Annotated in this window: 11 protein-coding genes and 1 riboswitch; of the genes, 9 read left to right on the forward strand and 2 right to left on the reverse strand. The window is 47.1% G+C overall.

The genetic code is table 11. From position 1 onward, the window contains the following. The first annotated feature begins 88 nt into the window (after positions 1-88). The 6 genes from rpmH to JF818_RS06385 all read left to right on the forward strand — a co-directional run bounded on the left by rpmH (position 89) and on the right by JF818_RS06385 (position 6,334). Positions 89-256 (forward strand): 50S ribosomal protein L34, encoded by a 168-nt coding sequence (gene rpmH, locus JF818_RS06360; protein WP_117328891.1) that lies wholly within the window; start codon positions 89-91, stop codon positions 254-256. Then, positions 237-587, forward strand: a complete 351-nt coding sequence (rnpA, locus tag JF818_RS06365; RefSeq protein WP_198891236.1) for a ribonuclease P protein component — start codon at positions 237-239, stop codon at positions 585-587. Before rpmH ends, rnpA begins: the two co-directional genes overlap by 20 nt. Before the next feature lie 91 nt (positions 588-678). Next, positions 679-2,502, forward strand: a complete 1,824-nt coding sequence (gene yidC, locus JF818_RS06370) for a membrane protein insertase YidC (protein WP_198891194.1) — start codon at positions 679-681, stop codon at positions 2,500-2,502. 41 nt (positions 2,503-2,543) lie between these two features. Next, positions 2,544-3,224 carry an RNA-binding cell elongation regulator Jag/EloR gene (gene jag, locus JF818_RS06375; protein WP_198891195.1) on the forward strand — a complete coding sequence of 227 codons (681 nt, stop codon included), beginning with the start codon at positions 2,544-2,546 and terminating at the stop codon, positions 3,222-3,224. A gap of 72 nt (positions 3,225-3,296) precedes the next feature. Further along, positions 3,297-3,480: riboswitch (cobalamin riboswitch) on the forward strand. A 74-nt stretch (positions 3,481-3,554) separates the two neighbouring features. Then, entirely contained in the window at positions 3,555-5,630 is a 2,076-nt protein-coding gene (locus JF818_RS06380) for a ribonucleoside triphosphate reductase (protein WP_198891196.1), read from the forward strand. Further along, positions 5,627-6,334, forward strand: a complete 708-nt coding sequence (locus JF818_RS06385; protein WP_198891197.1) for an anaerobic ribonucleoside-triphosphate reductase activating protein — start codon at positions 5,627-5,629, stop codon at positions 6,332-6,334. The genes JF818_RS06380 and JF818_RS06385 overlap by 4 nt, the downstream gene beginning before the upstream one ends. On the opposite strand, the gene metK is transcribed toward JF818_RS06385, so the two are convergent. Continuing rightward, positions 6,318-7,463 (reverse strand): methionine adenosyltransferase, encoded by a 1,146-nt coding sequence (gene metK / locus JF818_RS06390; protein WP_198891198.1) that lies wholly within the window; start codon positions 7,461-7,463, stop codon positions 6,318-6,320. The two genes, JF818_RS06385 and metK, sit on opposite strands and share 17 nt — an antisense overlap. 217 nt (positions 7,464-7,680) lie before the next feature. Here metK and JF818_RS06395 point away from each other — a divergent pair, with 217 nt between their 5' ends. Both JF818_RS06395 and JF818_RS06400 read left to right on the forward strand, forming a co-directional pair. Beyond that, positions 7,681-8,196 (forward strand): helix-turn-helix domain-containing protein, encoded by a 516-nt coding sequence (locus tag JF818_RS06395; RefSeq protein WP_198891199.1) that lies wholly within the window; start codon positions 7,681-7,683, stop codon positions 8,194-8,196. A 25-nt stretch (positions 8,197-8,221) separates the two neighbouring features. Continuing rightward, entirely contained in the window at positions 8,222-9,391 is a 1,170-nt protein-coding gene (locus JF818_RS06400) for a hypothetical protein (protein WP_198891200.1), read from the forward strand. Here JF818_RS06400 and JF818_RS06405 read toward each other — a convergent pair. After that, positions 9,368-10,384, reverse strand: coding sequence for an adenosine kinase (locus JF818_RS06405; RefSeq protein ID WP_233066532.1), 1,017 nt, complete (start codon positions 10,382-10,384; stop codon positions 9,368-9,370). The genes JF818_RS06400 and JF818_RS06405 overlap by 24 nt on opposite strands. A gap of 91 nt (positions 10,385-10,475) precedes the next feature. On the opposite strand from JF818_RS06405, the gene murA reads away from it, so the two are divergent. Next, on the forward strand, positions 10,476-11,765 hold the full coding sequence (gene murA / locus JF818_RS06410; protein WP_198891201.1) for a UDP-N-acetylglucosamine 1-carboxyvinyltransferase: 1,290 nt from the start codon (positions 10,476-10,478) through the stop codon (positions 11,763-11,765). The last annotated feature ends 357 nt before the right edge of the window (positions 11,766-12,122 follow it).

The following is a 12,122-nucleotide window of genomic DNA, read 5'->3' on the forward strand; positions in this document are numbered from 1 at the left end:
GTCTATATACTGCACCACTCGGGGGAGTATCCTCTGAATTAAGTAGAAAATATCCGCGTAAAGCGATGTAAAAATTGGAGATTATCTCATGAGTTACAAAGGAAAAAGAACCTACCAGCCCAGTAGAGTGAAGAGAAACAGAAAGTTTGGTTTTAGGGCTCGTATGGCAACAAAGGGCGGTCGCCTGGTCTTGGCCCGCAGAAGAGCCAAAGGCAGACATAAGCTGTCCGTATGTGATGAGAAGAAGCCTTTCTAAACAAGAAATTGTAAAACGTAAACCGGAGATTGACCGAATTTTCAAGACTGGCAGGCATTATTCCTGCCGTGGATTGAAACTTATTGTAAGTCAGAACCAACTGGATGTTGATAGGATTGTGGTAATTCCGGTCCGTCATTACGGTAATGCTGTCCAAAGAAACAGGATCCGTAGACAAATCAAGGAAATTTGGCGTACAGAAAAGCCTAGGATGGTCCCCGGTTACGATTTTGCATTTGTCGTTTATCCAGGAAAGGTTCTTGATTATGCATTCCAAAAGGAACAAATACTCTCTCTCTGCGATAAGGCTGGGGTGTTTAACCAGTCTTAAAACGCTTTCATAACACTCCTCATTCTGTTGTTCTGTCCTATCTTTCCTGTGATTGCTTTCTTCTCTACACATCCCCCCATCAGGAGCAGATATGGATAAAAATACCATTCTAGCCATTGTTCTATCCGTATTGGTCATTACCATCGGAATGACCATCCAAGCCACTTTCTTCGCGCCGGCCACCCCTGAAATGGTGCCGACCACTGAACAAGTTGAAACCTCGAGCAACACTTCAGGTCAGAGTACCTATCTGGAGCCAGCCCAATCGAGTCAGGTTTCAGCCAATATTGCATGGGACAGTAGTCTCCCAGGTTCAATGGTTGCTGTTGGCAGCGAAGGAAATAAGACTCCCTTCACATTTGAGACAAACTATTTCTTGATTGAATTCAATCCCAGTGGTGCCTCAATTGCTTCCTTTAAGCTGAAAGATCACCTTGATGAAGGGGAGCCTGTTGAACTCTTGTTCAAGGATGCATCATCCAATGATGCTTTCTTGATGTATGCAGGAAATGACAAGACCAATCCCATCGATGCAACCTTCCGTTACCAGATCATTGGTAACCAGGTGCAATTCACCCAGGAGTTTGCCCTTCTCGAGGAAGATGGAAAGACCCCTGGAGCCCCATTCTCCATCACAAAGACCTACACTTTTGGAGAAGAGGATTATCTCTTCGAAATAGACGTAGAGACCAGAAACAGTGAGAACAAGGCCATACCTCTCTCCTTTGAGAATTATGCCTATACGCTCGCCTTTGAACCACAGATTGGTCCCTCTTTCTCCTCCCTCGATAATAACTACAACTATCGTCGTTTTTATATCAAGGAAGACGGATCTTCCAAGAAGGATCAGGTTAAGTTGAGCAATGGTGCATATGCAACAACCAAACCTCTTTCCTGGGTAGCGCTTGTCGGAAAGTATTTCTCTATGATTGCCATTCCTGATGCAACCAACTATATGGTCAGCTTGAGTGAAGTTTCAGATGAAGGTCTTCCTCTTCAGTCGAACATCTATCTGAGCAGACCAACAATCAAGAGTGCAGCCCAGACGGATACCTTCAGGTTCTATGCCGGTCCACAGCTCAAGGGTGATATGGTCATCTACAACGATGCTTCCCTGAATAGCTTTGGGGTATCGGGATTGCAGCTTGAAGCAGCGCTGGACAGCAGTTCATGGCTTGGATGGTTGGAGACAATCTTGAAGACCCTCTTGAATATGCTATACCGGGTGATCCCGAACTATGGTATTGGTATCATCATCCTTACTTTCCTCCTTAAGCTGGTACTCTACCCGATTACCAAGAAGGGCATGGAGTCAACTGCAAAGATGGCATCCCTATCCCCTAAGATGCAGGAGATCAAGGAAAAGTATCCTGACAATCCAACCAAGCAGAACGAAGAGATGGCGACTTTATACAAGAAAGAGAAGATCAACCCCATGGGTGGATGTCTTCCGATGTTGTTGCAGTTCCCTATCCTTATTGCCTTCTACGGATTGCTCAATAAGCACTTTGAGTTGAGAGGAGCGATGTTCATCCCAGGATGGATTCCTGACTTGAGCCGTCCAGATACGGTTGCGAGCTTGCCGTTCAACCTGCCATTCCTTGGCAATGAACTGCACTTGCTTCCCATTTTCTATACAGTAAGTATGATTTTCTCAATGAAAATAACCCAGAACGCCTCAACTGCAGGTAGTCAGCAGGGCATGATGAAATTCATGACCTACGGAATGCCGTTGATGTTCTTCTTTGTGTTGTACAATGCTCCTTCTGGTTTGATCCTCTACTGGTCAGTGATGAATGCCCTATCCATCCTTCAGCAGCTGCATACAAACAAGAAGAAACAGCGTGAGGCAAATGAGGAAGCACAGAACAACGTGCAGCAGTTCCCAGGTCCAAAGGGAAAGGGACGCAAATAGAAATTCAACTGCGGGGGATTTTCCCCCGAACGGAGTAGCATATGATGAAAGAATTCGAAGGACGTACTGAGCAGGAAGCTATTGCAAAAGCAATTGAGGAACTGCATATTGAGCGTGAAGATTTCGATGTGGAAATCGTTGAACCGGTCAAAAAAGGGCTCTTCAAGAAGAGCAATGTGAAGATCAGGATTCATTTTGACGATGGAAGCAATCTGGAACCGGATACATTTGAAGATGATGATGAGAGAGAACTGGAACAGCCTATCAACAGCGAACTTGAGGACAAGTTGCTAACCTTTGTGGCTACTGTCTTGGACAAGATGGGCTATGAAGGCAGGGTTTCCATTGGGTTCAGGAAGGAGCGTAAGCTTGGATTGAATATTGAGAGTGACAACTCAAATATCATCATTGGACGTAAAGGTAAGAACCTCGATGCCATCCAGCTTATTGCCAATGTGTATGCTGGCCAACTCGATCCTGACATGAAGGTCATCGTTGATAGTGAAAACTATCGTATGAGGCATGAAGAGCAGCTGATCAGAATGGCTTTCAAGACCGCTGAACAGGTACGAAAGAGTGGGAGAAGCAAGTTGCTTGAACCAATGAATCCGTATGAGAGAAGGCTTGTCCATACTGCTCTCAATGACTTTGGTGGGGTAGAGACCAAGAGTGAGGGAGACGGGCTGTATAAACAGATACGAATCTCCAACGAGAGAAACTAATCCAACAACGGGATCCAATCATGGTTCCCGTTTTTTAATGCTTGACAAATATTCAGAACAGACCTACTGTAACTAGTGTGCCGTATGGCACAAAACACTATATCTTGTGTGTATAGGAAAAGGGAAGTTGGGTGTAGAAGCCCACGCGGTCCCGCCGCTGTGATGGGGAGTTCCGGGCAATATCCACTGGAGAAATCTGGGAAGGAGCCTGGGATGAAGAACCTAAGCCAGAAGACCTTGCCTGTACAGACACGCCGTCACGGAGCATGACATAAGGCGTGTGCCTCAGAGCACCCTCTTTATACGTCTTGTCTCCGCGAGGAGGAAACCATGCAACAGCAAGTGGTCAAGAGAGACGGGCAGGTGGTTCTCTGCGAGGTTCAGAAAATCATTGATGCAATCGAAAAAGCAGCGAATGCTGCAGGACAAAAAGTGGATGCCAAGATGGTTGCCACCATCGTTTTGTCCAAGACAAAGGGAAAGGACAAGGTAGAGGTGGAGTATATCCAGGATCTTGTTGAAGAATCCCTGATGGAACAGAGCTATCAAGCAACCGCAAAAGCCTACATCCTCTACCGTAAGGGGAGGGAACGGGTAAGAGAGGGCAAGGCCCTCATCAAGGCAACGAATGAGCTGTTCAGTGCCTACCTTGATGATACAACCTGGAGAGTTAAGGAGAATGCCAATACCAGACGTTCTGTCAATGGTATGAACAACTACATCCGTGAACGATTCACTGAGCAGTACTGGTTGCATGAAATCTATCCTGAGACTATCCGTGAAGCCCACCAGAGTGGATCACTGCATCTCCATGACCTTGGCTTCTTTGGCCCATACTGTTGTGGATGGGACCTTCGCCAGTTGCTTACCTCTGGCTTTGGAGGTGTTGATGGGAAAGTTTCCAGTAAGCCGGCAAAACACTTTCGGTCCCTGCTTGGACAGGTGGTGAATGCAACCTTCACCTTCCAGGGGGAGTGTGCAGGAGCACAGGCCTGGTCTTCCTTTGACACCTACTGTGCACCATTCATCAGGTATGATGGCCTTACCTTCCGTGAGGTCAAGCAAGCAATGCAGGAGTTTATTTTCAATCTCAATGTCCCTACCCGAGTAGGGTTCCAGTGCCCCTTCTCCAATCTGACCTTTGATATCACCGTTCCTTCCAGCTTGAGGGATGTTTCGGTCATCCGGGGAGGAGAGGTGCAAAAAGAGACCTATGGGGAGTTCCAAAATGAGATGGATATGGTCAACCATGCCTTCTGTGAGGTCATGGAGGAAGGGGATGCTTCTGGAAGAGTGTTCACATTTCCCATCCCTACCTACAATGTAACCAAGCAGTTTCCCTGGGAATCGAAGGTTGTGGATTCCATTTTTGCCATGACCGCAAAATACGGGATTCCTTACTTCTCCAATTATGTGAACAGTGACTTGTCCCCTGAGGATACACTCTCAATGTGCTGCCGGCTCAGACTCGATACCTCTGAGCTCAAGAAGCGAGGTGGAGGACTCTTTGGCTCTAATCCCCTTACTGGCTCGATCGGTGTGGTGACATTGAATCTTCCCAGGCTTGCTTATGAGTGCAAGGATGAGAAGCAATTCATGTCTGCACTCCATGATCTTTCCCTCCTGGCTAAAAAGAGCCTTGAAATCAAGCGAAACGTCATTGAGAAGCAGACCGAACGTGGCATGTATCCCTTTAGCCGATTCTCCTTGGAAACGGTAAAACAACGTAATGGGAGCTATTGGGCAAACCACTTCAGCACCATCGGAATCGTGGGGATGGAAGAGGCTTGTCTCAACCTATTCGGTAAGGAAGGATCCCTTACAACCGAGAAAGGACAGTCCTTTGCCCTTCGGGTACTCTCAACGTTACGGGAAATCATACAAGGCTTCCAGAGTGAGACAGGTAACTTCTACAACCTTGAGGCGACCCCCGCCGAGGGAGCCAGCTACCGATTGGCAAACCTCGATAAGAAAGCCTTTGGTGATATCATTACCGCCGGCGAAGATGTTGCTTACTATACCAACTCCTCCCAGCTCCCTGTAGGCTATACCGATGATCTCTATGAGACATTAGAGAAGCAGGACGAACTACAGTGCCAATACACAGGAGGAACAGTACTGCACCTCTATCTTGCCCAAAGGATAGAGGACCCAAAGCTTGCCAAGCAGTTGGTAAGGAATGTATGTACCCGTTACAAACTTCCCTATGTCTCCCTTACCCCTACCTTCTCTACCTGCAAGAACCATGGATATCTCGATGGAGAGGTTGAATATTGCCCGTATTGTGGGGAAAAGACCGAGGTATGGACCAGGGTGGTTGGCTATCTCAGGCCAAAGGAAGATTTCCATCCTGGAAAGCAAGAGGAACATCGCCAGAGAAAGTCATATACGGTAAAAGTATCATGATCGTCAGTGGTATTGAAGGCTCATCATTCTTGGACTATCCAGGGATGTTGAGCTGTGTTCTCTTTACCCAAGGGTGCAACTATGACTGCTTCTATTGTCATAACCGTGCATTAATTGGACATAAGAATGGGTTTATAGGCTATCAGGAGATAGAGAGTTTTCTGAAGAAAAGAGTGGGTTTTCTACAAGCGGTTGTCATCAGTGGAGGAGAGCCCACCTTGCATGACAGTCTCCCTCAGTATTTCTCCTTGGCTAAAAGCCTTGGCTATCTTGCCAAACTTGATACCAATGGAAGTCGTCCGGGAGTGCTTTTGGAATTGTTGGAAGCAGGGTTGCTTGACTACGTTGCACTGGATGTAAAAGCGCCATGGGCAAGGTATCGGGAAATTGCAGGAAAAGGGGCTGACCCAGTGAATGTGCAACGATGTGTGTCTTTGCTTCAGGAGTATCAGCTTATGCATCCATCTTTCCAATGGGAGGTGAGAACCACATTGGCTCCAACCTTAATGAAAGAGGATTTATTGGAGATTGCTGGGATGCTGCCTGAAGTAAACCGCTGGGCATTGAATTTCTATCGTACACCGAAGGAGTACAAGGAAGAGGATGGAATGAGAATCAACCAACCCGCCCTGAGCGAGCGGGAGGTTTTTGGTATGCAAGAGAGATTGCTTCTCTTGCAGCCTAATCTCAAGCGAGTGAGATAATCTGTTCCCAGGGAAGGTCGTTCTTGCCGAAGTGTCCATAGTTCATGGTCTTCTGATAGATCGGCCTTTTTAGATCCAGTGTCTTTATGATACCTGCTGGGGTGAGGTCGAACTTCTCCCTTACCAGCTTTTCCAATTGTTCATCGTCCTCTGTTCCAGTCCCAAAGGTATCGACATATACGGAGATGGGATAGGGAACACCGATTGCATAGGAGAGTTGGACCTCACAGGTTGTGCAAAAGCCATTTGCTACCAGGTTCTTTGCAACGTAGCGAGCCATGTAGGCACCGCTTCGGTCAACCTTTGAGGGATCTTTCCCGCTGAATGCTCCGCCTCCATGACGACCCATTCCACCATAGGTATCGACAATAATCTTTCTCCCTGTCAAACCAGTGTCCCCTGCAGGACCTCCCGTGACAAATCTACCAGTTGGATTAATGTACACCTTGGTTTTATCGTTCAACAGGCCGGTAGGTCCCAACACGGTTTCAATGACTTCCTTTGTGAGATAGGAGATAAGGGTATCACGACGAGCTTGTTCGGTATGTTGGTGACTGATGACCACCGAATCTATGTGTACCGGTTTCCCATCTTGGTACAACAGTGATACCTGACTCTTTGCATCGGGTCTCAAAAAAGGAGCTTCGCCACTTTTTCGTAGCTTGCTCGCCCTTTCCAGGAGTTGATGTGCCCAATAGATCGGGGCTGGCATGAGAGTCTCTGTCTCATTGCAGGCATACCCGAACATCATGCCCTGGTCGCCAGCACCTTGTTGGCCGTACAGGGATGTTTCAGCAGTAACTCCCATGGAAATGTCTGGTGATTGGGTATTGGTAAAATCCATTACCTTGAGGGAGTGGTAATCAAAACCGATTCCCTCATCAGTATACCCAATTTCCTTTACCGTGGATCTAACGATGTTGTCTATGTCGATTGTTGCATTGGTGGAAAGCTCTCCTCCAACCACGACCCTGTCAGTCGTTGCGAAGACTTCACAGGCAACCCTGCTCTGTGGGTCCTGGGCAAGACAAGCATCCAATACGGCATCGGAGATCTGATCGCAGACCTTGTCCGGATGTCCCTCACTGACTGATTCTGAAGTAAAAATGTGTGAACCGTGTGTTAACATACTACACCCTTCCTTATGGAACTGCGGAAGGGGGAACTCAACTCAAATAGATTGATACGCTCCCCTTTTAGCAAGTTTCTTTATTGACGCCCGCAAGCCGGGAGGCTGACAAATCGACGTCATTGAAAAAGATAGTACCAAGAAACAAGGTTTTTTACAAGACAATGGTAGGGGTTTACATAACAATAATTGTTATGATATATATAATGTTATGAAGATGGTATATATACAAGATGGAAAACAGTTGGAAATCTACATGCACCCCAAGCGGCAGCAGATTTTGCATGAGTTGAGTGTACAGGGACCGATGACAGCCAAGATGCTCAGTGATGCACTCGGAATGACCCCCTCCAGTGCAAAACATCATGTTTCCCGATTGATGGAGTTACAGGTAGTCGAGGTGGACCACACAGAATTGATCCATGGTATTACCGCAACCTATTACCGGAAACGATTGGTGACGGTGAGTTTCAGCTCTCTCGCTGAAGAGAAAAGAAAGCTTGCTTCCGATATGGTGACCAAACAAATCCACGATGACTTCTACAAGAAGGCTCAATCATTTACCGATGGAGATGGTCATTTCCAGGCGGACCAGATTTCGGGAGTCGTACATCTCAGTAGAGATGAGGCTGATGAGCTTTATAAGCGAATCAGAGCGTTCATAGATGAGAAAGAGAAGAAAGAGGATGGGACTGATCCCTTTGTCTTCTCTCTGATGGCCTATCATGCATAGCAGTATGTTCCACCCTGCTCCTTACATGGCTAGCTTATCTGCCTCCTATCTTGCATTGGGGGTAACCCTTCCTGCCATGAGCCTGATTGTCATAAGTAAAGGCTATCCGCTTGAGTATCTGGCCGTGATCATGGTCATGTATTCGGTAGCTGTAATGGTAGCTGAAGTACCCAGTGGTGTGTTTGCCGATACCTGGGGAAGGAAAGCAAGTTTTCTTCTTGGCCTTGCATTCTCTCTGGTGGGAACCATTTGTATTTTGTTTGACGCCCTCTTTCTGCTTGGTTTGGGATTCTTGTTTACCGGTCTGGGAAGAGCTTTTGGAAGTGGAAGTCTCGATGCAAAATATATTGAAGATGGGCAAAGAAACGGAAACAAGCTTGAGGACCTGGTGTATGCACTGGAGATCAATTCAGGGATTTCTCTAAGTTTGGGAGCTCTTATCGGAGGTTGGCTGCTTACCCTTGGCAAAGAGGGGTCTTCCCTGACACAGCCACTGCTCCTGGTTCGAATGGTGTTGTTGGTAGGTTCCATGCTGATCGTAATCTTTTCCATCAGGGAAAAGGTCTCCCAGGATGTGAAGCGTATCTCCTATAAAGAGCAGTTTCGCTTGTTCTTCTCCACGCTACGCTCTTCTCCCTTTCTTGTCTTATATTGCGTGAGTGTTCTCTTTCAGGGAATGTTGCTGGCTTCCCTTGAAAGTTATTGGCAGCCATACCTGAAAGCATTGCTTTTGGATGATTCCATGCTTTGGGTGCTGGGGATGACGACAGCCATCATATTCTCCATCAGCATCCTTGGATCGGTATTTGGCAAGAAACTCGTAAGGTATAAGCGCCCTGTAGGCATCTATAGCGTGCTTTTCATTCTTGTCTACCTGCTGCAGGTTCTACTCTCCATGACCACGAGCATGGTATGGTTCTTGGGTGTGTTTTCCCTGATCTATCTTTTGCTTGGGGTGCTCTCCGTGGTTGGCACCTATGTATTGAACAAGGCCTCAGAAGATGCGGTGAGGACAAGCATGTTAAGCCTCTCCTCCTTCAGCTTGCAAGCAGGTGGAGTGCTCGCCAACCTGTTTGCAACCTCCCTGTTCCTTATTGGAGGGATTGGTTTGTTCTGGAGGCTCTCTGCCTTCGTCGGGATCATGGGGATCCTGTTCCTGACCAAGCCGATGCTACAGCGATTTCCAATTTCCTGAAGCAAAAAGATCTCTGAGTTCCTTGGCCTTTTCCTTGCTGAACTGTGCCCCACGTTGCCTGATTATCTCACCGGCAAGGATGGAGGCGATTGTTCCTGATTCCTGTATTGAATAGTCATGGTACAGTCCATAGAGGAATCCTGCGGCATATACATCCCCAGCACCAGTAGTATCGGTAGGGACTACTGGTCCCTTGACCGGAATATTGATGATCTTTCCTTCGTGGCTGATGTAGGAACCTTTTTTCCCATTCTTTACAATGGCTGTCCTACAGAGCTTACCCATGGAACGGCAACACTCATAAGGGTCGTAGTTGTCAAAGAGAATCCTTGCTTCTTCCCTGTTTGCAAACACAATGTCACACTCTTGGCTGATGAGGTTGAGGAAGGGTTCCCTGTAACGGCCAACAGCAAATGGGTCTGCGAGATCAAAAGAGACAACTGTATGGTGTTCCTTTGCAATGTGCAAGGCTTTCTTAATGGCTTCTTGCTGGCTTTTTGTGTCCCACATATAGCCTGTAAAGTGGAAGAAGGAGGCTTTTGCCACTGTATCTTCGTCCACATCAGCCATCTCATAAAGCCGGTTAGCACCCAGGAACGTGTTCATGCTCCGTTCACTATCTGGTGTGATAAGGATGACCGTAGAGCCAGTCATTTCCTTGTCGGTTATAGCAAGCTGGTCGCCAACCCCAAGTTCCTTGAGACGCTGTTGATAGATGTGCCCATTCTCATCGCTGCCTATCTTTCCTGCCAAGGTTGCCTTCACACCCAGTGATGCAAGGGCGATGATTGTGTTGGGACAGGATCCACCGCAGCTGTAGGTTGTTTTGCGTTCCTTGGAGAGGAGCATGAGCTCTTCCATTCTCTGTGGGCCGATCAAGGCCATGGTGCCCTTGTGGATTCCAAGCGCGGTAATATCATCCTCCTCAACACTGACAATGATGTCGATGAGGGGGTTCCCTATGCCATAGACCATGTGCTCACTTTCTTTCATGTATGGATATTCTACCATTGCTAACCACCTGTATTCAACAAGAAGCTTGCGAAACTATCGTGCCAAGGGTAGGATGGACGAGGAGGCAGCAATGGGTGCGTATCGTATAACCGGGGGAAACCCTGCGAGCGGAGAGGTGCAGATCAGTGGAAACAAGAATGGTGCACTACCGTGTCTTGCTGCCACCTTGCTGACTGATGAGCCTGTTCGATTGTTGAACGTTCCCGATATCGAGGATGTTCAGGTTATGGTCAAACTCTTGGAGAACCTTGGTTCCAAGGTAGTCAAAGAGGATGCCAATACCTATACCATCATGAGTGGAGGGAGAAGCGGTAAGCTCAAGAAGAAACTGGTCCAATCGGTGAGGGGTTCCATCCTTCTCCTGGGACCATTGTTGGCCACTATTGATGAAGTTCGTCTAACACCTCCAGGAGGGGATGTAATTGGGCTTCGTAGACTCGATACCCACTTTATCGGCCTCTCTTCGTTGGGAGCCTCTTGCCTGATCAATGAGGAAGGGGAGATTCATATCAAGGCAAATGGAAGTAGGCTGAAGGCAAATGACATCTTCCTTGATGAAGCCTCCGTAACAGCAACTGAAAATGTTATCATGGCCTCTTCGCTAGCACAGGGAGAGAGCATTATAAGCAACGCAGCAAGTGAGCCTCATGTACAGGACCTTTGCAGGATGCTCAACAGCATGGGGTGTCATATTGAGGGTATCGGGTCCAACCGTCTCTATGTTACCGGTCAAAAGAAACTTCATGGCTGTGAGTTCCGTCTCACAGCTGACTATATGGAAGCTGGTTCCTATATTGGCCTAGCTGGTGCTACTGGAGGCCAATTGTTGCTCAAGGGGGTCGACCCTGGGCATCTGAGGATGATTCGCCTGGGCTTTGAACGAATTGGGATCACCTTCGTCGTTGATGGTCCTTCTTCCATCCTTGTACCCAAACGGCAGAAACGGATACTTGCAAAGGAAGTAGGAGGCCATACAGCAAAGATTGATGATGCTCCCTGGCCAGGGTTTCCCGCTGATCTCTTGAGTATCATCACTGTATGCGCAACCCAGATGGAAGGTTCAATTCTGATCCATGAGAAGATGTTTGAGTCTCGCATGTTCTTCGTTGATTGGTTGATCAGGATGGGTGCAGATATCATCCTTTGTGACCCACATCGAGCGGTGGTCAATGGACCCAGCCAACTGCTGGGTTCAGAGTTATCCAGTCCTGATGTACGAGCTGGAATGGCACTCGTCATTGCTGCTGCTTGTGCAAAAGGTGTCAGTGTAATCCAGAATATCTATCAAATTGAACGTGGTTATGAAAATCTCTGTGGTAAACTCCAGGCCTTAGGGTTGTCCATCGAAAGAGATGCGTAACTCCCTGTTTTTACTAGAGTTCTCTTGCTTGTCCACACCCCTGTCCAGAAGTTATCCACAAGTTATCCACAAGCAAGTGGTACCTAGGTTTGTATAGGGTGCAGATAAGACTGATTTCTAATAGGAAACATAGGTTTTTATACGGTATCTATGGATATGACAACTATATACATTGAAACAAATAAAACATAAGTTTACCAAACAGGTTTCATCGTGTTTTTATATAGGTTTAATGTACTTCTTATTGTTTAGTAAGGTACTTGTATTTAGGACAAATAAACGAGTTATCAACAAGTTATCCACAACCTTTACACGTTGCGCTTTGGTGCAGTAACTCACCTTCTTAGGTGACTTAGC

It is taken from the genome of Sphaerochaeta sp. S2 (assembly GCF_016406725.1).
Lineage (GTDB): Bacteria > Spirochaetota > Spirochaetia > Sphaerochaetales > Sphaerochaetaceae > Sphaerochaeta.

Excerpts from the sequence above, each read along its gene's own strand:
- rpmH (WP_117328891.1), top strand. The coding sequence starts at position 89 with ATGAGTTACAAAGGAAAAAGAACCTACCAGCCCAGTAGAGTGAAGAGA.
- rnpA (WP_198891236.1), top strand. The coding sequence starts at position 237 with ATGAGAAGAAGCCTTTCTAAACAAGAAATTGTAAAACGTAAACCGGAG.
- yidC (WP_198891194.1), top strand. The coding sequence starts at position 679 with ATGGATAAAAATACCATTCTAGCCATTGTTCTATCCGTATTGGTCATT.
- jag (WP_198891195.1), top strand. The coding sequence starts at position 2,544 with ATGATGAAAGAATTCGAAGGACGTACTGAGCAGGAAGCTATTGCAAAA.
- JF818_RS06380 (WP_198891196.1), top strand. The coding sequence starts at position 3,555 with ATGCAACAGCAAGTGGTCAAGAGAGACGGGCAGGTGGTTCTCTGCGAG.
- JF818_RS06385 (WP_198891197.1), top strand. The coding sequence starts at position 5,627 with ATGATCGTCAGTGGTATTGAAGGCTCATCATTCTTGGACTATCCAGGG.
- metK (WP_198891198.1), bottom strand. The coding sequence starts at position 7,463 with ATGTTAACACACGGTTCACACATTTTTACTTCAGAATCAGTCAGTGAG.
- JF818_RS06395 (WP_198891199.1), top strand. The coding sequence starts at position 7,681 with ATGGTATATATACAAGATGGAAAACAGTTGGAAATCTACATGCACCCC.
- JF818_RS06400 (WP_198891200.1), top strand. The coding sequence starts at position 8,222 with ATGGCTAGCTTATCTGCCTCCTATCTTGCATTGGGGGTAACCCTTCCT.
- JF818_RS06405 (WP_233066532.1), bottom strand. The coding sequence starts at position 10,384 with ATGAAAGAAAGTGAGCACATGGTCTATGGCATAGGGAACCCCCTCATC.
- murA (WP_198891201.1), top strand. The coding sequence starts at position 10,476 with ATGGGTGCGTATCGTATAACCGGGGGAAACCCTGCGAGCGGAGAGGTG.